19 protein-coding genes are annotated in these 22,563 nt (G+C 69.6%); 8 read left to right on the top strand and 11 right to left on the bottom strand.

Features of this window, described 5'->3' with window-relative positions; all coding sequences use genetic code 11:
• Positions 1-46 precede the first annotated feature (46 nt).
• Entirely contained in the window at positions 47-1,702 is a 1,656-nt protein-coding gene (locus H7J06_RS15885) for an acyl-CoA synthetase (protein ID WP_264039923.1), read from the top strand.
• Here the strand turns inward: H7J06_RS15885 and H7J06_RS15880 are convergent.
• Entirely contained in the window at positions 1,686-2,537 is an 852-nt protein-coding gene (locus H7J06_RS15880) for a cyclopropane mycolic acid synthase family methyltransferase (RefSeq protein ID WP_264040118.1), read from the bottom strand. The genes H7J06_RS15885 and H7J06_RS15880 overlap by 17 nt on opposite strands.
• A gap of 268 nt (positions 2,538-2,805) precedes the next feature.
• Between H7J06_RS15880 and H7J06_RS15875 the strand changes: the two genes are divergently transcribed.
• Complete coding sequence (locus H7J06_RS15875; RefSeq protein ID WP_264039922.1) at positions 2,806-3,591, top strand: SDR family NAD(P)-dependent oxidoreductase; 786 nt, start codon at positions 2,806-2,808, stop codon at positions 3,589-3,591.
• Positions 3,592-3,923: 332 nt separating this feature from the next.
• Positions 3,924-4,508 (top strand): C40 family peptidase, encoded by a 585-nt coding sequence (locus H7J06_RS15870; protein ID WP_264039921.1) that lies wholly within the window; start codon positions 3,924-3,926, stop codon positions 4,506-4,508.
• Positions 4,509-4,624: 116 nt separating this feature from the next.
• Here H7J06_RS15870 and H7J06_RS15865 read toward each other — a convergent pair whose 3' ends face one another.
• A complete protein-coding gene (locus H7J06_RS15865; RefSeq protein WP_264039920.1) occupies positions 4,625-4,810 on the bottom strand; it encodes a hypothetical protein in 186 nt (61 codons plus the stop codon).
• Positions 4,811-5,006: 196 nt separating this feature from the next.
• On the opposite strand from H7J06_RS15865, the gene H7J06_RS15860 reads away from it, so the two are divergent.
• Entirely contained in the window at positions 5,007-6,071 is a 1,065-nt protein-coding gene (locus H7J06_RS15860; RefSeq protein WP_264039919.1) for an aldo/keto reductase, read from the top strand.
• Between the two features lie 9 nt (positions 6,072-6,080).
• Here H7J06_RS15860 and H7J06_RS15855 read toward each other — a convergent pair whose 3' ends face one another.
• The 3 genes from H7J06_RS15855 to H7J06_RS15845 are packed head-to-tail and all read right to left on the bottom strand — an operon-like array spanning position 6,081 to position 10,184.
• Positions 6,081-7,361: a threonine/serine exporter family protein gene (locus H7J06_RS15855; RefSeq protein WP_264039917.1), complete on the bottom strand. Its 1,281-nt coding sequence runs from the start codon at positions 7,359-7,361 to the stop codon at positions 6,081-6,083.
• Between the two features lie 31 nt (positions 7,362-7,392).
• A complete protein-coding gene (locus H7J06_RS15850) occupies positions 7,393-7,785 on the bottom strand; it encodes a DUF4267 domain-containing protein (RefSeq protein ID WP_264039916.1) in 393 nt (130 codons plus the stop codon).
• Between the two features lie 44 nt (positions 7,786-7,829).
• Positions 7,830-10,184 (bottom strand): Tex family protein, encoded by a 2,355-nt coding sequence (locus H7J06_RS15845; protein WP_264039915.1) that lies wholly within the window; start codon positions 10,182-10,184, stop codon positions 7,830-7,832.
• A gap of 68 nt (positions 10,185-10,252) precedes the next feature.
• Between H7J06_RS15845 and H7J06_RS15840 the strand changes: the two genes are divergently transcribed.
• Positions 10,253-11,707 (top strand): FAD-binding oxidoreductase, encoded by a 1,455-nt coding sequence (locus tag H7J06_RS15840; RefSeq protein ID WP_264039914.1) that lies wholly within the window; start codon positions 10,253-10,255, stop codon positions 11,705-11,707.
• On the opposite strand, the gene H7J06_RS15835 is transcribed toward H7J06_RS15840, so the two are convergent.
• Positions 11,655-12,989 (bottom strand): acyltransferase family protein, encoded by a 1,335-nt coding sequence (locus H7J06_RS15835; RefSeq protein WP_264039913.1) that lies wholly within the window; start codon positions 12,987-12,989, stop codon positions 11,655-11,657. The two genes, H7J06_RS15840 and H7J06_RS15835, sit on opposite strands and share 53 nt — an antisense overlap.
• Before the next feature lie 106 nt (positions 12,990-13,095).
• On the opposite strand from H7J06_RS15835, the gene H7J06_RS15830 reads away from it, so the two are divergent.
• On the top strand, positions 13,096-14,004 hold the full coding sequence (locus H7J06_RS15830) for a hypothetical protein (protein ID WP_264039912.1): 909 nt from the start codon (positions 13,096-13,098) through the stop codon (positions 14,002-14,004).
• Positions 14,005-14,007: 3 nt separating this feature from the next.
• On the opposite strand, the gene H7J06_RS15825 is transcribed toward H7J06_RS15830, so the two are convergent.
• The 5 genes from H7J06_RS15825 to H7J06_RS15805 form a co-directional block, all read right to left on the bottom strand.
• Positions 14,008-14,799 carry a bestrophin-like domain gene (locus tag H7J06_RS15825; protein ID WP_264039911.1) on the bottom strand — a complete coding sequence of 264 codons (792 nt, stop codon included), beginning with the start codon at positions 14,797-14,799 and terminating at the stop codon, positions 14,008-14,010.
• Positions 14,800-14,859: 60 nt separating this feature from the next.
• Complete coding sequence (locus H7J06_RS15820) at positions 14,860-16,305, bottom strand: hypothetical protein (RefSeq protein WP_264039909.1); 1,446 nt, start codon at positions 16,303-16,305, stop codon at positions 14,860-14,862.
• Positions 16,306-16,693: 388 nt separating this feature from the next.
• Positions 16,694-17,188, bottom strand: coding sequence for a GreA/GreB family elongation factor (locus H7J06_RS15815; protein ID WP_264039908.1), 495 nt, complete (start codon positions 17,186-17,188; stop codon positions 16,694-16,696).
• Positions 17,189-17,283: 95 nt separating this feature from the next.
• A complete protein-coding gene (locus H7J06_RS15810) occupies positions 17,284-18,549 on the bottom strand; it encodes an NAD(P)/FAD-dependent oxidoreductase (RefSeq protein WP_264040117.1) in 1,266 nt (421 codons plus the stop codon).
• Between the two features lie 126 nt (positions 18,550-18,675).
• Positions 18,676-20,199 (bottom strand): PucR family transcriptional regulator, encoded by a 1,524-nt coding sequence (locus tag H7J06_RS15805; RefSeq protein ID WP_264039907.1) that lies wholly within the window; start codon positions 20,197-20,199, stop codon positions 18,676-18,678.
• A 143-nt stretch (positions 20,200-20,342) separates the two neighbouring features.
• Between H7J06_RS15805 and H7J06_RS15800 the strand changes: the two genes are divergently transcribed.
• Together H7J06_RS15800 and H7J06_RS15795 are read left to right on the top strand one after the other, a co-directional pair.
• Positions 20,343-20,642, top strand: coding sequence for a type VII secretion target (locus tag H7J06_RS15800; protein ID WP_264039906.1), 300 nt, complete (start codon positions 20,343-20,345; stop codon positions 20,640-20,642).
• Positions 20,643-20,670: 28 nt separating this feature from the next.
• Positions 20,671-22,482 (top strand): alpha/beta hydrolase, encoded by a 1,812-nt coding sequence (locus H7J06_RS15795; RefSeq protein WP_264039905.1) that lies wholly within the window; start codon positions 20,671-20,673, stop codon positions 22,480-22,482.
• The last annotated feature ends 81 nt before the right edge of the window (positions 22,483-22,563 follow it).

Here is a 22,563-nt window from a genome sequence, read left to right as displayed (position 1 = left end):
CCAACCTCGACCATACGCATGACGGACGCCTGTATGGTCGGGTCTCATGGATAGTGGGACTAACTTCAACCTCTCCGACGTCTTCGGCACGGTCGCCGAGGCGATTCCCGATCAGACGTTCCTGGTGTGGCGCGGCCGGCGACTGTCCTACGCGGAGGTGAACCGTCGGGTCGACGGCCTCGCCAACTATCTGACGTCGGTCGGACTCGGCTGCCACACCGAGCGCGCCGGGCTGGCGGGTCACGAGTCCGGCCAGGACCACCTCGGCATCTATCTGCGCAACGGCAACGAGTACCTCGAATCGATGATCGGCGCCTTCCGGTCCCGCGTCGCGCCGTTCAACGTCAGCTACCGCTACGTCGAGGACGAACTGCTGTACCTGCTCACCGACTCCGGGGCGCAGGCGCTGGTCTACCCGGCGGAGTTCGCGCCGCGGGTGGCCGCCATCCTCGACCGCCTCCCCCGCCTACGGGTGCTGATCCAGGTGGCCGACCACTCCGGCCACCCACTGTTGCCGGGCGCCGTGGACTACGAGACCATCCTGGCCACGCTGGCGCCGGCCGAGGGGCTGCCGACGCCGTCGGGCGACGACCTCTACGTCCTCTACACCGGCGGCACCACCGGCATGCCCAAGGGAGTGCTGTGGCGCCAGCACGACATCTTCCTGTCGTCGATGGGTGGGCGGCCGTGGGGCAGCGACCAGCCGCTCGCCTCCCACGCGGAGCTGGCCGAGAAGGCCAGGGCGTCCGCGGGAGCGGTGTCGATGATGATGATTCCGCCGTTCATGCACGGCGCCGCCCAGTGGGCGGCCTTCAACGCGGTCACCATGGGCGGCCGGGTGGTCATCCCCGACGACGTCGAGCGGATGCGGCCCGCCGAGGTGCTGCGCCTGGCCGCCGAGGAGAAGGTACTCAGCATGCCGGTCGTCGGCGACGCGATCGCCCGCCCGCTGCTCGACGAGATCGAGGCCGGCGACTACGACCTGTCCAGCCTGTTCACCATCACCAACGGCGGCGCCCCGCTGTCCCCGACGGTGCGGGAGCGCCTTCTGACGGCGCTGCCCCACCTGATGCTGCTGGACGCGGTCGGCGCCTCGGAGTCCGGCGCGCAGATGAGCACGGCGACGACGGCCGGAGCCGAGGTGCAGCCCGCCACGTTCACCCCGCAGCACGACACGGCAGTCGTCTCGGCCGAACTCGACCGGGTGCTGGCACCCGGCGAGGGCCAGGGCTGGCTGGCCCGTCGCGATCTGATCCCGCTCGGCTATCTGGGCGACGAGGCCAAGACCGCCAAGACGTTCCCGACGATCGACGGGGTGCGCTGGTCGGTTCCGGGCGACCGCGCAAACGTGTTGTCCGACGGTCGAATTCAGTTGCTCGGCCGGGACTCGGTGACCATCAACTCCGGTGGCGAGAAGATCTTCGTCGAGGAGGTCGAGCGAGCCATCGCCGCGCACCCGAGCGTCTACGACGTGGTCGTGGTGGGACGTCCGTCGGAGCGCTGGGGCAGCGAGGTGATCGCCGTCGTGCAGTTCGCCGACGGCGCCGACGCGACCGACGACGAACTCGTCGAGGTGTGCCGCACGGCGATCGCGCGCTACAAGATCCCGAAGGCCTTCGTCAGGGTCCCGAAGGTCGTGCGCTCCCCCGCGGGCAAGGCGGACTACCGGTGGGCCAAGGAGATCGCTACTTCTTCAGCGTGAACTGGCAAAGGTCGGTGTACCCCTTGTGGAAGAAGTTCGAGCATCCCGTCAGGTACTTCATGTACCGCTCGTACATCTCCTCGCCCTGGAGGGCGACGGCCTCGTCGTGCTTGGACTCCAGCGTCGCCGACCAGATGTCGAGGGTCTTGGCATAGTGCTCCCGAAGCCGGTGGATGCGGTCGATCTCGAATCCGGCCTCGCCGGCGAACTTCTCGACCTCGGCGATCACCGGAATCTGACCGCCGGGGAAGATCTCGTCGGCGATGAACTTGGTGAACTTGAGCAGGGTCATCGTCACCGGCAGGTTCTTGTCCACCCGATCCTGCGGACTGGCCCGGGTGATGGTGTGCAGCAGCATGACGCCGTCGTCGGGCATCGCCTGATACGCCATGTCGAAGAAGCGGCCGTACCGGTCGTAGCCGAAGTGTTCGAAGGCGCCGATGGAGACGATGCGGTCGACCTTGCCGTCGAATTCCTCCCAGCCCCGTAGCTCGACGCGGCGACTCCGGTCGCTCTGGATGTCGGCGAGCACGGTTTCGACGTGCGCGGCCTGGTTGCGGCTCAGCGTCAGGCCGATCACGTTGACGTCGTACTTCTCGACGGCGCGCTTGATGGTGGCGCCCCACCCGCAGCCGATGTCCAGCAGCGTCATGCCGGGTTCGAGCCCCAGCTTGCCCAGTGACAGGTCGATCTTGGCGAGCTGCGCCTCCCGCAGCGTCATGTCGTCGCGCTCGAAGTAGGCGCAGCTGTAGGTCTGGGTCTCGTCGAGGAACAGCCGAAAGAACTCGTCGGACAGGTCGTAGTGCGCCTGAATGTCGTCGAAGGCCGGTGTCATGTCCGACCTGGTGCGCTTGTTAGCCACGGATGCCTCCTCGTCGTGCCCCGCGGCAAGGTTACGCGGGTTAGCTGCGGGTTCCCCTACCACGGTGCCCACCTGGGAGCGTGGGGAAACATTTCCGGCCGCCGAGGGAGCTGACGGCCCCATGGGGAAACCCGCATGCGGCGAGCGATGGACCGGTAAGTTGGCGTCGAACAGTCCGGGCGTCGGCGTCGCCATCGCGGCGACGGCGTCGACGTCGCGAATCGAAGGCGTTGGGAGACACATGATTCCAAGCACGTACTCGCACCCGCGGGCGTTGTCTGGGCGCGCGGTGATCGTGACCGGCGCCGCGCGGGGGGTGGGCAAGGGCATCGCCGGTGCGCTTCTGGAACGCGGCGCGTCGGTGCTGCTGGTCGACCGCGAGCCGGACCTGCTCGCGCGGACGGTGGGCGAATTCGCCAGGGAGGGTTGGTCATCGGAGTTCCTGGTGGCCGATCTGCGCGATCCCGTCAGCCCGGGCGCAATCGTCGACGCGGCAGTGACGCGGCTGGGCGGCATCGACGCGCTGGTGAACAATGCGATCGCCACGAATGAGCCAAAGGCATTGGCGGACATCACCGCCGACGACTACGACCTGGTGTTCGACGTGGGGCCGCGGGCGACCTTCTTCCTGATGCAGGCGGCGCATCCGGTGATGAAGGCGGCCGGCGCCGGCGTCGTCGTCAACCTCGGTTCGGGCTCCGGAACGGGTGGTCAGTCGCAATTCGCGGCTTACGCGGGCGCCAAGGAGGCCATTCGGGGCATGTCGAAGGCCGCGGCGCTGGAATGGGGCCGCGACAACATCAGGGTGAACGTGGTCTGCCCGTTCGCCGACTCCCCCGGCGTGCAGTTCTGGCAGGAGATCGCCCCCAAGGACTACGAACGAGCCGTTCGCGGCGTGCCCCTCAAGCGGGTGGGCCGCATCCACGAGGACATTGGGGCTGTCGTGGCGTTCCTGGTGGGTGACGACGGTGGCTACATCACGGGTCAGACCATCATGGTCGACGGAGGAATGGGCGTCTTCCGTTGAGCGCGCCGCACACACATCAAACTGCCAGTAACCGAACGACATCGGCTGCTTGACCGATAAAGTACGTCGACGATGTCGCCGTGCTGACGGTCGTCCACGACGCGCGCCGACGCGCCGCCACACTCGCCCGTTGCAAACCTGGAATTTGCGCTTTGACATGGTGTTTCGTAGAGTCGACGACGCCTTCACCCGAATACGATTCCAGCGCAATCGGGCACGCGAGATCGGCTCTCTCGCAACGGGATTTGAGAGTTGACCCGGACTGACGGCGAGAAGTGATGGCTGCCACAGATTTTGGTGGTGCCGAAAATCCGTTGCTACCGTCCGACGTCATGATCGATGCCATCGCGACCACCGCTTTGATTTCTCTGGTCAACCAGGTTTCGGGGACGCCGTACCGCACGGGCGGCGACTCACCGTCCGGTACCGATTGCTCGGGACTCGCGTCGTGGGTGGCCAATGCTGCCACCGGCCGCCCGATCTACGGTGACCGCTTCCACACCGGCAACGAGGAGCAGGCGCTGCTGGCCCGCGGCTTCCAGTACGGCACGCAGCCGGGCGCCCTCAACATCGGCTGGAATTCGGGACACACCGCGGTCACCCTGCCCGACGGCACTCCGGTGTCGTCCGGAGAGAGCGGTGGCGGGGTCCGCATCGGTGGCGGCGGCGCGTTCCAACCACAGTTCACCCGGCACATGTACCTCCCGGTCGCCCAGGACGAGCCCGCCCAGGATCCGCTGGCGCCGCCGCCACCACCCGATCCGTTCGCACCGCCGCCGCCGGCACCCGGGCCTGCCGACATCCCTGCGGTGGACGGCGTCGCCGACCAGTTGCCGCCTCCGCCGCCTGGACCCGAGCTGCCCCCGCCGGCACCCGACCTGCCGCCCGCCCCCGACGCGGGCCCCACGGCCATCTAGGCCGACCGGCGCCACCGGTCCGGTCGCAGCCGTGGGGCTTCGGTCCGAGACAGTTGCTGCGGGCCGCCCACGTGTCGGTGCTGACCAGGGCGAGCTTCAAATCTCCGGAGCCGAGCCTACTTTCGGCGCCGCGCTCCCCACGCGGCGATGGCAATGCCGATCACGACGGTGATGGGGCCGATGATCGACCACGTGGTGGTGTTCGACATCGGGCTGCCGCCGACGACGCCGAACCCCTGCAGGGCCCACAGTGCGCCGAAGCAGGCGACGACGATTCCCAGGCCCAGAATGGCGATGCGCATGAGGTCGAGAGTAGTCGGTGTCCCGTGCCCGACTCTTCCTGGACGGTCGCCGTTGACGTCGTCGGGCGCACACTGGCTCGGATGACGCCGAAGCGAAGAGCTGGCTCGAGGGATTGGTCGCGTCGGACCACTACGTCGAGGACGTGACGGCGGGCTGATCATCGGTACTGCCAGGAGGCGCGCCTAGCATCGCCGCATGGACTACCGCAGCCTCGGCCGGACCGGAATGCACGTCAGCCCGCTCTGTCTGGGCGCCATGATGTTCGGCGCCTGGGGTGAGCCCGACCACGACACGTCGATCCAGGTCATCCACCGCGCGCTAGACGCGGGCGTCAACTTCGTCGACACCGCCGACGTGTACTCCCAAGGCGAGTCGGAGGTCATCGTCGGCAAGGCGCTGGCCAACGGCAAGCGGGACGACGTCGTGCTTGCCACGAAGTTCCACGGGCAGATGGGGGTCCCGGTGGATTCGCCGATGGGCACCGCGGGTGACCCGAACCAGCGTGGCAATTCTCGACGCTGGATCGTCCGGGAGGTCGAGAACAGCCTGCGCCGGCTGAACACCGACTGGATCGACCTCTACCAGGTGCACCGGCCCGACGCCGACACCGACGTCGAGGAGACGCTGGCCGCGTTGACCGACCTGCAGCGCCAGGGCAAGATTCGCGCCTTCGGCTCGTCGACCTACCCGGCGCACGCGATGGTCCAGGCCCAATGGGTCAGCGAGCGAAGGGGTGTGGGCCGTTTCGTCACCGAGCAGCCGCCCTACTCGCTGCTGGCGCGGGGCATCGAAGCCGACGTTCTGCCCGTGGCACAGGAGTTCGGCATGGGCGTGCTGCCGTGGAGCCCGCTGGCCGGTGGCTGGCTCACCGGCGGGTACCGCAAGGGCAAGGACCTGCCAGAGTCCAAGCGCCGCAGTCGAATGCCGGCACGCTTCGACCTGAACAGCCCGGACAATCAACGCAAGCTCGACGCCGCCGACGCCTTGGGTCGGTTGGCCGACGAGGCCGGAGTGTCGCTGGTCCACCTGGCTTTGGCATTCGTCCTGCAGCATCCTGCCGTCACGGCGCCGATCATCGGCCCGCGCACCATGGAGCACCTGGAGTCCCAGCTCGGCGCCACCGAGGTCACACTGTCGGTCGACGTGCTGGACGCGATCGACGAGATCGTGCCGCCGGGGGTGACGATCTCGAGTGCCGACCAGGGCTATCAACCGCCGGCGCTGACGGATCCGTTCCTGCGGAGGCGTCGCACGGTGTAACCCACACCCTCACCGCCGCAACCGCGCATTGATCGTCGCGAACACGCTCCACCCCACCAGCGTGCCCAGGGCGATCGAGAAGATCGCCGCCACCGTGCTGCCGAGCGTCCTGATGTCGCCACCTCCGGCCACGGCCTCGCCGAGCGTCTCGAAGCTCAGCGCCCCCGGTACGAGTGCCCAGAAGGCCGCCAGCATCATCACGATGGCCGGTGGCGAGGTCTTGATCCGCGCGCCAAGCATGGCGACGGGCACCACCAGAAAGGCTCCCAGCGCACCGGAATGCGTGGGCGACAGGAACAGTCCGCCCACCTTCTGCCCGATGAGGGCGACACCGACGATGAGTACCAGCCATGCGAACGACCCCTTGGGCGCCGACAGGTAGACGTACAACCCGATCGCGATCACGACCACCGCGACGTAGAGCGACCAGCCGCCCATCTGCGCCGAGGGCTGTTGCGGGAGGAGATCCCCGCCGAGGTGAATGCCCATACCCACGCCGAACACCAGCAGCATCAACTGCATGACGCCGTACATCAACCGGGTGGCGCCGCTGACCATCTGGGCGCTGGCCAGCTCCATCGCACCGATCGTCAACGCCAATCCGGGCAGCAGGGCCACCAGCGGTGGGCTGATCACCCGCAGCAGACCGTCGTTGGCGGCGTCCGCGACGAACCACGTCGCCAGCAGCGTCACCACCGCCGCCGCCAGCGTCGGCAGCACGGCGTTCAGGGTGGGAAACGGCCGGCCGAGCATGACGATCGCCCCGACCACCGCACCCAGGAAGACGTATCCCCACAGCGACGCCCAGGTCGGGTTGATCACCATCCCGAAGCCAAGCGTGGTGACCGTGTAGCCGATCACCGTGACCACCGGACCGAACCGCGGCTTCATGGATCGGGCTGCGGCGACTTCGCGGGCCGCGTCGGCGGCGGTGATGGCGCCGAACTCGGCGAGCTCGGCGATCGCGTCGACCCGCCCGGCCAGGTTCAGCTGCGTGGTGGGGTTGACCACCGTCTCCACCTCGTAGGCCACGTTGCCCACCTGGACGACCAGGGCCGTCGGCAGCACCACCACGCGAACGGTCTCACCGGTGTAGTTCTTGGCGATCGACCGGAGGCGCGCCTCCACCTGATGCGTGGGCTGCTCACACTCGATCAAGGCAATTCCGAGCTCCCGCAGCATCGCCGCGACCTCGGCGTCGTCGTCGACCGGTCCCCCGGTCAGTGCCCGGGGCACTTCCTTGCGGAGGGACTGCAAGAACCCCCGGGGAGACCGCGCGTCATCGCTCATACCGGTGATTGTGACGGGCCAGTGCCGCCCTCTAGACTGCCGGTCGGTCGGGCCGGATTCGCCGCCGCGTCGCGCCCCACAACCCCACCCCGATTCCGACCACCGCGCCGCCGAGCCCGACGACCTGCTGCGACCGCCGCATCTGATGATGTGCGTTCACCCCGCCGAGCAGGTCTGCGGCGTCGGCGCCGCCGGAGGCCAGGAACCAGCCCCTGGTGTCGCGTCCGCGCAACGCGGCGGTCGTCAGCAATCCGCCGATGAGGGCGTCGCGGTAGCCCATCGAGTACAGCAGCAGGCGCGCCCCGCCCACGGGCTCCTCCGGGTCGCCCCACCACCGGTTCGCGCGGACGGGGTCGACGAGGAAGGACAGTCCGGACGCCAGCCGGATGCCACCCACGACGAGTGCGGCGCGATCAATCGACATGACCGGAGCCTAGGGCCTCCCGCTGGCGCCCGTTGGCGGTTTGACTACCGCCCGAAGCCGGCGTTCCGCAGCGCCTCGGCCATCGAACCCGACGGCGGCGCCGAGTCGCGCCGACCAGAGTCCTTGGGCCGGTTCGACTTTGGCCGGTCGCCGCGGGGCTGCTGCCCGGGTGCCCGACCTTGACCGCCACCTTGCTGTCCGCCGCGTTGCGGCGGGGTGTCCTTGAGGCGCAGGGTCAGCCCGATCCGCTGCCGGTCCACGTCGACCTCGAGCACCTTCACCTTCACCACCTGGCCGGACTTCACCACCTCGTGCGGATCGGAGACGTAGCGGTCGGACATCGCCGAGACGTGCACCAGGCCGTCCTGGTGCACGCCGACGTCGACGAAGGCCCCGAACGCGGCCACGTTGGTGACGACGCCCTCGAGGACCATGCCGACCTTCAGGTCGGCGACCTTCTCCACCCCGGCGGCGAAGGTGGCCGTCGAGAACGCCGGCCGTGGGTCGCGGCCCGGCTTCTCCAACTCGGCGAGGATGTCGGAGACCGTCGGGATGCCGAACCGGTCGTCGGCGAAGTCTGCGGGCCGCAACGACTTCAACGTGCGTGAGTCGCCGATGAGCTCGGCCAGCGTGACGCCCGCGCGGTCCAGAATGCGCCGCACCACCGGGTAGGACTCCGGGTGCACCCCGGACCCGTCGAGCGGATCGTCGCCGCCGTTGATGCGAAGGAAGCCGGCGCATTGCTCGAATGCCTTGGGCCCCAGGCGCGGAACCTTCAGGAGCGCCGTGCGGTTGCGGAACGGGCCGGTCGACTCCCGGTGAGCCACGATGGCCTCGGCCATCGTGTCGGTCACCCCGGACACCCGCGCCAGCAACGGCACCGACGCCGTGTTCAGGTCGACGCCGACGGCGTTGACCGCGTCCTCGACCACCGCGTCGAGACTGCGCGCCAGCGTGCCCGGCGTGATGTCGTGCTGGTACTGCCCGACGCCGATCGACTTCGGCTCGATCTTCACCAGCTCCGCCAGCGGGTCCTGCAGCCGCCGGGCGATCGAGACCGCGCCGCGAATGGTGACGTCGAGATCGGGGAGCTCGTGCGCGGCGTAGGCCGACGCCGAGTACACCGACGCCCCCGCCTCGCTGACCATGGCCTTGACCGGCGCCTTGGCTCCGGATGCCGTGATGTCGGCGATGAGTTCGCTTGCCAGCGCATCGGTTTCGCGGGACGCCGTCCCGTTGCCGATGGCGATCAGGTCGACACCGTGCCGCTTGACCAGCGCGCCGAGCATCGCCTTGGACTCGTCCCACTTCTGCTGCGGCTGGTGCGGGAAGATCGCGCAGTGGTCGAGCACCTTGCCCGTCGCGTCCACCACCGCCACCTTCACACCGGTGCGGAACCCGGGATCGAGACCAAGGGTGGTGCGGGTACCTGCCGGCGCCGCGAGCAGCAGGTCCTTGAGGTTCTTGGCGAACACCGACACCGCGTCCAACTCGGCGCGCTGCTTGAGCTTGACGCGCGCGTCGACCGCCGCCGACACCATCAACTTGACCCGCCATGCCAGCTTGACCGTCGTCGCCAGCCACGGCGTGGCGGGGGTCTTCGCGGTCAGGTCCACGCCCAGGGTCTGGGCGACCATCGCGTGGTAGACCTCCTCGTCGCCGCCGTCGAGGTTCAGCGAGAGGATCTGCTCCTTCTCCCCTCTCATCACGGCGAGCACGCGGTGCGACGGCATCTTCTCCAGCGGCTCGGAGAACTCGAAGTAGTCCCTGAACTTCTGCGCCGCAGGGGTTTTCGCGGCATCGGATGACGAGAGCGACGTCCGCAGGGCGCCGTCGACCCAGAACTTGGCGCGCACGGCGCCGACGAGTTCGGCGTCCTCCGCGGCGCGCTCGATGATGATGTGCCGGGCACCGTCGAGGGCCGCGGCGGCGTCGGCGACGTCCTCGCCGAGGAACTCGGCGGCCTCGGTCTCCGGCACCAGCGTGGGATCGGCCAGCAACCGGTCGGCCAGCGGCTCCAGGCCAGCCTCGCGGGCGATTTGCGCCTTCGTCCGGCGCTTGGGCTTGTACGGCAAATAGATGTCCTCGACGCGGGACTTGGTGTCCGCGGCCAGCAGTGCCGTGCGCAGCTCGTCGGTGAGCTTGCCCTGCTCGTCGATGGAGGCCATCACCGCGGTCCGGCGGGCGTCGAGTTCACGCAGGTAGCCGAGGCGTTCCTCCAGCAGGCGCAGCTGCCCGTCGTCGAGGCTGCCGGTGACTTCCTTGCGGTAGCGGGCGATGAACGGCACCGTCGCGCCCTCGTCGAGCAGCCGCACGGTCGCGGCGACCTGGGCCTCTCGTACGGCCAGTTCGTCGGCAAGGCGGGCGTTTACGGACCTGACGGTAAGGCTCGGAGTCACGCCGAGACCCTACCCAATGCCCCCGACGCGACCCGGTGACCGACGCGGTGTGATCGAATCGGCAGGCCATGACCTCAGAGCTCTCCCGGCAGGCCTTCGTGCGCGGCGCGCTCGGCGTGGCGGCGTCGGTGGTCTTGGCGTCGTGCGCCTCTCCCCCGGCGTCCGGCCCGGCGCCCGCGGCGGAGCCGACACCCGCCCCGCCGCACTGGGGCGATCTTGGCAATCTCGTCGTGCTGCCGTCGGATCCCGACTACGCGGGCGTCAAGACCGTGTTCAACACCCGCTTCGCCGGCTCGACTCCGGTGGCGGTCGTCACCGCGAGGTCGGTCGACGACGTGCGGAGGGCCATCGGCTTCGCCGCGACCAACGGCGTCGGCGTCACCGCGCGCAGCGGCGGCCACTCCTACGTCGGGGCGTCCACGGCGAACGGCACGATGGTGCTCGACCTACGCGGCCTGCCCGGTGAGATCGCCTACGACGCGGGCACCGGGCTGGTGACGGTGTCCGCGGCCGCCGACGTCGCCTCGGTGCAGCGGGCCCTGAGCCCCCACGGCCGGTCGATCCCCACCGGCAGCTGTCCGTCGGTCGGCCTTGCCGGCCTCGCCCTGGGCGGCGGATTGGGCGCCGACGCCCGGCGGGACGGGCTGACGTGTGACGCGCTGGCGTCCGCGACGGTCGTGCTACCCAGCGGTCAGGTGGTGACCGCCTCGGCCGACCAGCACGCCGACCTGTTCTGGGCACTGCGTGGCGGCGGGGCAAACTGGGGCGTCGTGACCTCGTGTACCTTTGCGACGTTTCCCGCCACCGATCGCGACGTCGTCACGCTGGCCTTCGACGAGGAGGCGACGGCCGACGTTCTCCTCGGCTGGCACGCCTGGCTCACCGCGGCGGACCGCGCGGTCTGGGGCATGGTCAACGTCACCGTCGGCCCCGGGTCCGGTCGCTGCTCGGTCGTGCTCGCCACCCCACCCGGGGACGGTCCGAGCCTTGCCGACGCCGTCACCTCGGCGATGGGCGTGCGCGCCACCAGCCACAGCGTCCGAACCCTGGACCACCCGGCCTTCGTGGACTACTTCGGCGGCGGCCCCGACGCCGTGCGACCGCGGGCGTTCGTCGCGGGATCCGACGTCGTGCAGGGGATGACGCGCTCGGCCGCCGACGCCCTCGTCGCCGCCACGTCGGCCTGGCCGCACGAGCTGACGCCGGCGACCATGGTGGTCGAATCCCTCAGTGGCGCAATCCAGGACGTCGCTCCGGACGCCACCGCCTTCCCGTGGCGGCGCCACGCGGCGTCCGTGCAGTGGTACGTCGAAACCCCCACACCGCAGCTCGTCGACGCCGCCAACGGTTGGCTGAGCGTCGCGCACGCCGCCGTCGGCGCACACTCGGCCGGCGGCTACGTCAACTACCTGGAGCCGTCGACCCCGGCGGCCCGGTACTTCGGGGCGAACCTGCCTCGGCTCGGCGAGCTCAGGCGGCGCTACGACCCCGGGCGACTGATGTTCTCGAGCTTCGACTGGTGACGGCGCAGCACCTCGCGACCCCCACCATGGCCACGAAGCCGCCGAGCGACGACCACCCCTCGCCGTCGCTGAGCCCGTCCTTGGCCATCAGCAGCACTGCGACACCCGCCAGACAGACCAACACCCCGGCGGCGGCCGACCTGACGCCCGTCGCCCGCGCCGGAGCGTCCCACCACGGCAACCGGCGATGCTCCAGCGGCGAGAGCAGCACGAAGGTCAGGGTCATGACGACGGCGAACACGGCGGCCCGCAGCGCCAGACGACCCCAGAAACCGGGTGCGTGCACGTCGTAGGCGTCGACCCCGACCGCGTGCAACGCGAAGGTGGCCACCGCGATCGCCGGGATGTGCCACAGGTAGAGCGTCATCGCTCCCCCGTTGCCCACCACCACGGCCTTCCAGACCCGCGGGCGAGCCGCCCACCGCCGAACCGCACCCGCCGCCACGACGAACAGGCACGACATCCAGGTGCAGTGCAGCGCCAGGAGCAGCGTCGGCGGGCTGACGTTGGACAGCCGCTCGGCGCCCGTCACGACCAGGGAGACCTCGTAGGGTCCAAGGGCGACGGCCGCGATCGCGGCGGCGAAGGCGACGGCCGCCGCGCCGAGCGCCACGGCGCGGTTGACCAGATTGCGGGCGTAGGCGACGCCGATCACCACCGGGATCAGCCAGACGAACAAGAAGTTGGCGACTCCGGCGTCCGGCGAGCCGACGGCGAGCCGGATCGCGTCCATCCCCGCCGAGGCGGCGAGCAGGGCGACGACGACGAGGGCGACCGCCCGCCCGGTCTGCAACCGGGTCATGGCCGGCACGAAGGCGAGTACCACCAGGTACACGCCGAGGAACCACAGCAGCGCGACCGATTCGCGCCCCAATCCGGCGGCCGACTCGGCGCCGAGCACCATCCGGGTCACCAGCAGGCCCAGCACCCACGCCGCGAGGTACCAGAACACCGGGCGGCAGAGTCGTTGGGACCGGGTGAACAGCCAGGTGCCCCAGGCCGTGCCCGGCCGCCACCCGTAGGCGCCGGCGGCCCCGCCGGCCAGGAAGAACAGCGGCATGACCTGCACGATCCAGGTGATCGGGGCCAGCGGGGGCAGCTCACCCAGCAGGTTGCCGATGCGCAGGCCGCCGGCGTCGATCGTCGCGAGCAGCAGGGCGCAGTGCCCGAACATGACCACTATGAGCGCGGCGAGGCGCGCGACGTCGACCGCGCGGTCGCGGACGGGTGCGGAGTCGTCGGCGATCGTGGGTGCGTCCGAGCTCGACTTGGGCGATGCCATGACCCCAGCATGACGCGCCGGAGGCGGGCGCGGATGAGTAGGACTACGTGTGTCCTGGAGATCACGACTTTGGGACGGCGGGTCGAATTCGCCTACATTGCTCGTAATGCGTTCCGTACTGATCTTTCTCACCGTCCTCGTCGGCGTCATGGCGTCGTCCGTCGCTCCCGCGGGAGCCGACGTGCAGGCGCTGCCCGATCTGAGTGGCTACGCCACGGTGTCGACGTATCCCTTCGTGATGGGCAACGAGGTGTACTTCCAAACCCCCGACGGGCTGCTCTGCGCGATTCAGCCGGCCCGCGGCGCAGCGGGGTGCGACGGACGGCTGCCGGGTACGCCGGCAGAGGTCGACGAGATCGCCCTGACCCCCGACGCCAGCACCCGGGGCCTGCTGGCGACCACCAACCACCGCTTCGTGAAGTCCACCGGGAACGCCGCGCCGCTGCTGCGCGAGGGACAGAAGATCGCCTTCGGCGACTTCGAATGCGCCGTCGGCGCCAACTCCTTCACCGCGTGCGTCAAGGGTGAGCCCGCCTCGCAGTGGATGGTGTTGTCCCCCAACGGCACCGGCATCGGACCCAGGACCGACGGTCTGCCGCCGGGCTTCCCCGACCCCAACGACTTCGTCCTGGGCGACGAGACCTACATCGTCGGCCAGGGCGCGAAGAACCTGTTCCCCGTCTTCACCGTCGAGGGTGGCCTCACCTGCTCGATCATCATGTTCAGTGGTGGCGAAATCGGTTGTGACGGACCACTACCGGGGGTCTCCGGCGGCGAGAACGAAGTGTTCCTCCAATTGCCCGGCGCCGCGGGGATCCGCCGTACCGACGTCCCGAGGTTCACGACGCCGGCGTATCCCGGCCCGGTCAAGCAGCTGCCCGTCGGACATCGCGTGCATGGGATTGGCGCGGAGTGCATGGCGATCCCCGGCGGGGTGGCCTGCACGGGAACGTTGGACGGTGCGGTGTACGCCTTCGAGGTGACACCCAAGGGAGTCAAGACCTTCGGCGGGTGACGCCTACGGCGTGGGGCGCTGGTGTTCCCACGTCTGAAGCACGTTGACGTAGGGGCTGGGACTGACCGACAGCGCTCCGACGAACGGATGCTCGAGCGCGAAGATCAGGTAGATGACGAAACCCATCAGTCCCGCGGTCAGGCCCACCGCGCAGGCGTGCAGAAGAAGATCGCGCGTGCCGAACAGGAACGTGAACGCCATGACCACCGCGCCGCCGCCGATCAACAGCACCCACAGCTCACCGGGCACGGACGCTTCGCCGGCCGACACCCGCAGCTTGCGGTTGGCGCTCAGGTCGTTGAGCTTCACGATGTCGTGGTCGAAGAACGCAATCTCGTTGCGGCTCTGCGGCTGGACGCCCAGGTACGCCGACCAGACGTCGGTCATCGGTCCGGATTCCTCTTCGACGGTCTGTCCGCGCCGCATGCGCGGCAATTCGTCGTCGATCACGTCGCGGGTATAGGCGATGAGGCTCTGCTGCACCTCCACTCGCGACGCCGCGGGTATCGCGGTGGAATCCCGAAGCAACTCCGCGATGGCACTCGCCTCGGCCTGGGTGGCGTCCTCGGCGTCGCCGAACTGTTCCCACACCACGACTACGAGGAACGCGACGAGCACCGCGTAGAGCACGCCGGCGAGCTGGAAGACCTGACCAGACACCAGGTTCGCGTTCTCGAGCCTGGTGTGCGACACCAGCTTTCGGAAGATCAGCAGTCCGCCCACCGAGACGCCGACGACGATGCCGACGGCCAGGAACCCGAGTAGCGGAGCAGGCATCTGCAGCAGCCAGATCACGGGCAGCGTCCCCCAGTCGCGCGGACGCGAGCCGTCCGCCTCGCCATTATGACCGTTCCGTCAAATGATCGAGCGCAACCCGAACGCATTGGACACCTGTGCCGCGACGACGCACACGGCCGTGGCGAGCTGGCGGGTCACGGGTCCGGGCAGATCGTCGACGAGTCCGCAGGCGGCACCGAGGACGCCGCCCGTCGGGAGCACCGCGACCACGCCCGGAGTCAGTTGCAGGACAACGGCATAGCCGTCGTGATCGCCGGTGGTGAACGTTCCGTCGTCATAGGCGTTGCCGAGGGGGACGACGCCGACCACGGTCGCCGCCCCGCTGGCGACGAGCCGGCGAGCGAGCTCCGCGCGGGCGACGTCGGACGAGACGTACTCGTGGGTGAAGGGGTTGGCGGGGTTGAGCTGCTCGGTGCTGAACGCACCCGACCACACGTAGCCCGTTCCGTTCACCGCGGGAGCGGCCCCGAACACCCGGCCGTGATCGTTGGGAAACAGAAAGAAGTTGTCTGAGAAGGCCTGCAGGAATCCGGCGGGCTGCTGGCCGTAGGTCGTGCCGTCGATGATCCCCGAGAAGCCGACGCTGTGGATGGGTTGGGCCGGGAACCCGGCTCGGGTCATGGCGGCGTCGAGGCGGGCCGCCGACTCCGCGGCGGTGGTCGAACTCGGGTCCAGAATGATCACGTTGACCGGCTCCAGGACCGTCTTGCCGTCGTGTGGCACTCCCCCGTAGTTCGCGATCTGCCCGTTCGGCTGGATCAGCCAGGTGCCGATGTCGCCGTAGGCGGTGTGCGCGACGTCGGTGGGGCTGGGCGTACCCGTGCCGGCGACGGGCGCGACGACGTCGGGCTGGGCCAGTCCCGTCCCGCCCGTCACCGCGGCGGCGGGCCGGACGAGGCTGGTTCCCTCGGTCTCGCGCCGAATGAGTTGCAGCGCCCCGAGCACGTCCGGTGCCGGAGCTACCGGTGCGTCGCCGGTGTGGGTGGTCGAGGACACGGTGGACGCCGTGGAAAGGCCGGCGACGGTGGCCTGAGTCGGCGTGGCACGTGACGGTCGGTCGGCGGCGCTGGGAGCCGGGTCGTCGTGACGGGTGTCGTCGCTCGACGTGTGACTGGCTGTGGTCGTGATCCCCACGGTCTTGGTGGCGCCGACGACCGCTACGGGCGGTGAATGCCGGGCCGTCGTGGTTTTCGTCGTACCGGGTTTGCCGAAGATGGAACCGGTCGGCTCGTCGGCCGCCGTTGCGGCTGAGCCGACCGCCGCGGGTCCGCTGGACGATGCCTCGCCGACCGACGTCTTGGCCGACGACTGCGCTTGTCCCCCTGCGGCCGAGCCGTCAGCAGTCGTTCCGTCGGCGTGCGCCACCGCGGTGCCGCTGGCGACGGCGACGCCGATGCCCAGCGCCAGCGCCAGTGCGCCGACCCGGCCGACGTAGTTCGCTGCACTCGGGCTCGTCTCCGCCGCGTGCCGCGCCGGATGGGTAGATCTGCTGTGCCGCCCCATGGCCGTCCCCCTGGATCCGCTCGTCGCGAGGGTTGACGCGTGCTTCTCAGCGGTCCTCGACCGAGGAATCGTATACGCATCCAGGCCGGGACGGACCCGTGAATGCGCCAGCGGCAAGGGGGAGCGATCGGCCTGTCCTCCCCTGCAGGTACATCGGATTGCCTCGACCCCATGCCTTGCGAAGGCAGCCGATCGGACGCAACCTGCCCTGACCGTCTTCGCCACCACATGGGTAGACCACTTGACGTTTCAGCAAACCGCCGACGGGTGTGATGTATCCCGGGCCACGTTTGCTGGAAGCGAACCCCGGCTAATGAGCGGTTCGGGGTTGCAGCAGGTTTGAGGGCGGGGCCGCAGGCCACGTCACCGCAGCCCCGCGAAACGGAACTTACCTCGCCGTCAGCGCTTCGGCATCTCGAGCGTTGCGGCATCCGTCGTGCAGCCCGAAGGGCACGGCGGTGAGCATCGTGACGGCGAGGTCGGTGCCGTTGGGCAGGCGGTACGTGCGCCGCTCGCCCGGTCGAGCGCCGACGATCGCGGCGCCCAGTGGTGAGTGGACCGAATAGACCTCCACGTCGCCGTGCTCGGCGCCGCGAACTCCGAGGAGAAACGTCTCCGTTTCGTCGGTGTCGCCGTAGCGGACGGTGACGACCATCCCCGGTTCGGCGACGCCGTCGTCGGGTGGATCCTCGCCGACGACCGCGTTGAGCAGAAGGTCGTGAATTCGTTGAATGCGCGATTGGCGGGCGCGCTTGACGGCCATCGCGTTCTCGTCCGCGTGTTCGTCGGGAGCGCTTGCGCACAGCTCGCGCAGAGTGGCGAATTCGCGCTTGAGCCGGTCCTGGGCGTCCGCTGATATCCAGATGCGCTGGGTCGTCGTCATTTTGGGTCCTTTCCTGGGTTGCCGTCAGGGGCGGGCGATGGAGGTGCGCCGCCCCTGACGACTCGTGGCGCCCTCGAGGGGCGGAGTTCGGGGGGTCAGGCGATGGCGCGTCGCAGCGGGTCGAACGGGCGCAACACGTCGGGCTGCTTGCCGGTCGTGATCTGTTCGGCGAGAAGGCGACCCGTCACCGGACCGTGGGCCAGTCCCCACATGCCGTGACCGCCGGCGACGTACACGTGTGGGGACAGTTCGCCGATGAGTGGGCGACCGTCGGGGGTGACCGGACGGGGACCCACCCAGACGTCGCTGCGCTCCTCCCACCGCACGCCGTGCAACAGGGGGCTCGCGGAGGCGACGATCGCGTTCACCCGGTCGTCGACGACGGGGTGGTGCGGGCCGCGGAACTCCATCGTCCCCGCCACCCGCAGACCACCGCGATAGGGGGTGCAGGCCACGCGGACGTCCGGAAGGTAGACGGGGCCGGGCAGCGGACGGTCGACGGGGACGGTGAACGAGTAGCCGCGACCCGACCCCACCGGGACGCGTAGGCGGCGGCCGGCCAGTCGCGACAACCATGCCCCGGTGGCGATCACGGCGCTGTCCGCGACCAGCTGCGCACCGCGGGACGATCGCACCACCACACCGTGGCCCGCGCTGACGACGTCGGCGACGTCGTGGGTGAGCAGAGTTCCCCCACGGGCGATTACCTGGTGACCAAGAGCCATCACGAAGCGGCCCGGATCGACGAAGCGTTGTCCGTTGACGTTGACCGCGGCGGTGATCGCCGGCGACGCCAGCGGAACCTGGGCGCGAAGGGCCTCGCCGGAGAGCTCGGTCACCGACAGGCTCTGGCCGGCGTCGGCGAGGCAATGCACCTCTCGCATCAGGCGTTCGGCGTCGAGGGCGCTGCGGAACAACGCGGTGATGGGCGCGTCGGTCATCGGTGCGTCGACCCCGTTGGCGACGAGTACCCCGAAGGCCTCGAGGCATTCCTCGTTGAGTGGCACGTTGGCGCGCACCGCGCGGTCCCAGGCGGACTGACGGCAGTTGGCGGCGAACAGGGCGAGGAAGCGCCACATCGGGCCGTCGGCGCTCATCGGGATGTGCAGCGGGGCGGAGCGGTCGCGTAGTGAGCGAAGGCCGTACCGCAGCACCGCCGGGGAGTTCAGGGGCATCGTGAGTGCGGGGGCCACCCAACCGGCGTTGCCCCAGGACGCGCCGGTCGCGACACCGCAGCCGTCCACGACGGTCACCTCGACCCCGCGCTCCTGCAGGAACCACGCGGTCGACAATCCGACGATGCCGGCGCCGACCACGATCGCCGATCGTGGTCCGCCGTCGATCCGCCCGTCGTGGCCCATCGTGATGCCTCCTCGCCTCGTCACCGTCTCCCGATGACTCCATGGTGCGGTGGACGGCGTGGCTTTACTTGGCGGCTCGGGACAACATCCGACGACCTCGTTGTCGGATCACGACAAGCGCGGGGTTCAGTCGGTGAGGACGGCGGCGAGTTCGACCATCATCGCCACGCGCTTCCGGGAGTCGTGCAGGGGCAGATCGGTGACCTCGGCCATCTTGCGCATCCGGTAGCGCACGGTGTTCTCGTGCACGCCCAGCCGGATACCGGCGGCGGCAGGGTCGCCGAGGGCTTCCAGCCATGCCCGCAGCGTCGACGCGTACTCCGTGGCATGGGCTCGATCATGGCGGCGCAACTCGGCGATCGGTCCGCGGTCGGGAGTGCGGCCCACGTGGGCCGCGGCGCGGAGCCGCTGCAACAGGATCGCGTCCCAGGACTCGTCGTAGGCCGGCGGCTCGGAACCGGTCGGCCAGCTGTCGTGCAGAGCCAAACATTCGTCGGCTTCCTGGCGGGCCGCGGGAAGGTCGGTCGGGGTCGCCGCCTTGCTGATCCCGGCGGACACGGTCGTCTCGTCCGGCAGAGCGGCGCGAAGTCCCGCGACCCACGTGCGTGCGGCCGTGGCGGGTTCGCCGGGCAGCAGGGTGTAGACGGTGTTTCCGGCCAAGGCGCTCCGACCCGGACGCGACCATCCGAACCCGGCCGTGGCCCGCTCGAATGCCAAGAGCAGAGCCGCATCCCGTTCCGCGTCGATCGACGCCTGCACGGCGACCACTCGCATCGGTCCCTGCGGCAGCCCGAGCCGGCTGGCCGATGCGGCGGCGTCGGCGCTGCCGTCCAACAATCGGATCACCAGTTCCGATTCGACCTGACGTTCGAGATCGGCGCTGGCGCGCGACCTCAGCAGGTGCAGCGCCACCGTGCGCGCGCCGTGGGCCAGCGCGGTGACTTCGGGTTCGACCATGGGTTCACGGCACGAGACCCACACCGATCCCATGAGTTCCCGCCCCGACCGAACGGCGACGACCATGCGCCCCGACAAGCCGTGCTCCACGTCGGGTTCGACGAACAGGGGTTCGTCGGAGGCGGCGAGGTGGGCGAACACGCCACGCGCCGAGAACGATTCGCGAAGGTACTCCGGTGCCTGCCTACCCATGATCGTCGCGACGCGGGCCGGGTCGGCCCCACCTTGCCGTCTGGAGTAGGCCAGGACGCGGGCCATCGCGTCCTCGATGGTGACCGCGCCACCCGTCGACTCGGCGAGACTGTCGGCGAGGGCGAACAAATCGGTGGGGCCGCGGCCGGATTCGGTTTCGCGGCCCTCCAGCACCAGCCCGTAGACCACCGCCGCAAGCTCGCTCCACCGCACGGCCGGCTCGACGACCAACACCGCGACACCCGCCACCGGCGCCGCGAGCGTGGTGGAACCGTCGTCGCGAACGAGTACCACCGCCGCGCGGGCCGCCACCGCCCACGGCACCGCCTCCTCGGCCGACCGCGCCCCGATGGCCAACAGCACGTCGCCGGTCACCGTCGCACCGTCCGCGGCCTCGTGCAGCACGACGCTGCCCAATTCGGTGGATCGCGCTATCGCGCAGGAGCGCATCTGGACGCCGTGACCGCCGAGCACGTTGACCAGCCTGTCCAGCGTGATCACGCGTGCCTCCTGATCGATGCGGATATACCCGGATGCCAGTCAATAGTCCGCGACCCGGGAACTCAAGCGGCCGCAGGTCGCGCGGCGGCGGCCTAGAAAAATGGTGCACGGGGCCCGTCTGCGGCGGATTTAGGATCGTGGGCGTGGGAGGAGTCTTGCGAGTCGACCCAGCCCGACTTCGGACCGCCGCGGCGGCACAGAACGACGTCGGGACCTACGTCGCGGCCATGGCCACGGGCCCGTCGATGGCGGACGCGGGCACGGGCATGGCGGGGCTGCTCGTCGAGGGCGCCTGTCGCTTCGCCGCCACGATGTTCGACACCGCCGCCTCAGCCGTCTACGAGGAGCTGACGGCCCACTCCACGAACCTCTCGGCGGCCGCCGACCGATACCACCACACCGACGGCGACCTCGGTCGGCGGCTGAGCAAGATCGCGAAGTGACTCCGACCGAGGGACAGTCGCCGTGACCGTGACGATTCCTCTGGTCGAGGCGTCCCGGCCGGAGGGGCTGTGCCACTCGGCCGCTCAACTGGGCGCTCGAGCGTCGGGCCTTGCCGCCCGGATCGACGCCCAGCGCGCCACGTTGACGGAGTTGCGGTCCGGCTGGCAGGGCACCGCCGCAGATGCCGCCATCGCCAAGGCCCAACCCACCCTGCTTCGGATGCAGCACATTCGCGACGCGATGACCACGGCGCAGACCGCCCTGCACGAGGGGGGTGCCGCGCTAGGCAAGAACCGAACCGTGCTGTTGCATACCGTCGGCACGTTCTCCGCTCAGGGCTGGCAGGTCGCCCCAGACGGAACGGTGTCCGTTCGGCCAGGCAGCCCGTTGGATCGGTACGCCCAGACCAGTCCCGTCAACGCCATGAAGATGCGACAGCTGGCGGCCAGCAACTCGGTGAGGGTGAAGGCCCTGCTGGCGGGTTTTGACGCCGCCGACCACGCGGTCAGCCGGCGACTGCGCACTGCCGTCGCCGGTCTTGACCGCACGCCGGCGCGGTTCGCGGGTGGGCCGCTGGCGGAGGCGCCACCGCCGTACGACACGGGCGCCGAGATTCCCGTCGGGAAGAGCCCTGAACAGGTCAACGCGTGGTGGACCTCGCTCGGCGACGGCGAACGCACGCGGTTGTTGGCGACCTGGCCGGACAGGTTGGGCAATCTCAACGGCATTCCCGTCGCCGACCGCAGCACCGCCAACGAGGCCCTGCTGCGACGAGACCTCGATCGCCCGGCCCAGGTCGCGTCCTCTCGAGGGGTCACGACCGAGGAAGTCCTGGCGCACCCCGACAAGTACGGCATGGCCGGCACGATGATGGACCGCTACCACAACGCCCTCAAGGTCCAAGACGCGCTGGACAAGGACGCCGCCAACGCCACCGACGCCTACGGCAACACCCCGGAAATCCTGCTGATGAAGTACGAGCCCGAGGCGTTCGGCGGTGACGGCGCCGCCGCGATCGCCATCGGTGACCCCGACACGGCCGCGAACACCTCGGTGATGGTCTCGGGCCTGACCACGTCGGTGTCGGCCGGGACGCTCTCCGACGGCAGCGGCGTCAACGTCTACAACGAGGCGAACCGGGCGGATTGGAACCACTCGACGGCGGTCGTCCAGTGGATGGGCTACGACGCACCGGACGATCTCGCGGTGGCCGAGCCGAACATGGCGCGCAACGGTGCCCAGATACTGGCCCCAGACGTCAACGCCCTTGCCGTCACGCATGATTCGAGCCCGTCCCACACGACGGTGATCGGTCACTCCTACGGCTCGACGACGGTCGCCGACGCCGCGGCGGGTTACGGAATGCACGCCGACGACGTCGTCCTCGTCGGGTGTCCGGGCACCGATTTGGCGAAGTCGGCGGCCGACTTTCACCTGCGACCCGACGGGCACGTCTACGTGGGCTCGGCGTCGACGGACGTCGTCACCAACCTCGGACGTGAACACGTCAACGTGCCCGGGGTAGGACTCGGCAGGGACCCCGCCATGGACGGTTTCGGCTCCACCCGCTTTCACGCAGAGGTGGCGGACTTCAGTCCGAACCCGATCGACGAGCACACCTCGTACTTCAAGAACGGATCGGAGTCGTTGTTCAGCATCGGCGACATCGTGTCCGGGCACGGCGACGCGCTCGGACACGACGGCATGACCGCCGACCACCGCGTGAAGACCCCCGGGTTTCCCTTCCCCATCCCGGGGTTGCCGCCCTCGATCGTGATCGATCCCGAGTTGGTTCACCGCTCCGACGACGACAACCATCACACCGGGCCGGGCGGCTAGCCATGACGACCGAACGAAGAGGGGCACTGACCGTTGAGGCTCGTAGACCTAAGCGTTGCCGGCGCGCTCGCGTTGCTCTGT

It is taken from the genome of Mycolicibacterium hodleri (assembly GCF_025822245.1).
Classification (GTDB): Bacteria; Actinomycetota; Actinomycetes; order Mycobacteriales; family Mycobacteriaceae; genus Mycobacterium; species Mycobacterium hodleri.
The sequence above is the reverse complement of the archived record's forward strand: the minus strand, read 5'-3'. Positions and strand labels throughout refer to the sequence as shown.